General features: G+C 75.5%; 1 pseudogene. It reads right to left on the bottom strand.

Annotated elements, in window-relative coordinates:
* Positions 1–713: pseudogene (locus AB8Z75_RS35105) on the bottom strand (hypothetical protein); the annotation flags it as partial.

Here is a 713-nt window from a genome sequence, read left to right as displayed (position 1 = left end):
GGTCCGCCTCGTGCAGCAGCGTGTAGGCGATGACGGCGTTGTACCCGTCGTCCGAGGTGGGGGCCAGGGAGACGTCCTCGGGGGCGCCGCACAGGAACTCGGCGCGCAGGTCGGCCGCGAAGGCGCTTCCGGCGTGGCGCGCCGCAGCCCTCTTCCTGCTGCGGGCGCGCTCGGCGACGAGCGCCCGCAGCAGGAAGAGGGTGGCGTCGCCCAGGGTGCGGGAGTGCAGCCGGTGCGGTTCGGGTGTCCAGCCGGCGCTCCAGCCGCCGCGCGCTCCCCACTGGCCCCAGAACGTGCCGCCGGGCGCGAGGTTTTCCGCTATGTGGTCCAGCACGCCGACCGCGGCCTCGGCCATGCCGGTGTCGCGGGTGCGCCGGGCGTGCAGGAGGAGGGCGTGCGCGTAGGGGGTGCCGCTGACCCAGGAGACGTGCATGGCCTTCCGGTCTCCCCGCTCCCCGAGTGCCTCGCGGTCGAAGGCCGCCGTCTCCAGCAGGACGGGCGGGTCGGCCCGGTAGTGCCAGCGGTGCAGTCCGTAGGCGCTCAGCCGCGCCGCCTCGTCCAGTCCGACCCAGGCCGCGGGCTCCTCCGGTGCCGGGGTGCGGGCGTGCAGGGTGCGCAGCACGGGGGCGTAGGCGTGCGGGTCGGTGTCGAGCAGGTGCACGGTGAAACGCAGGGTGCGGGTGGTGTCGGGCTGCCAGGTGTGCGTGGGGGTG

This window comes from Streptomyces sp. PU-14G (assembly GCF_041028275.1).
GTDB lineage: Bacteria > Actinomycetota > Actinomycetes > Streptomycetales > Streptomycetaceae > Streptomyces.
This window is presented reverse-complemented; position numbering and strand designations above follow the sequence as displayed.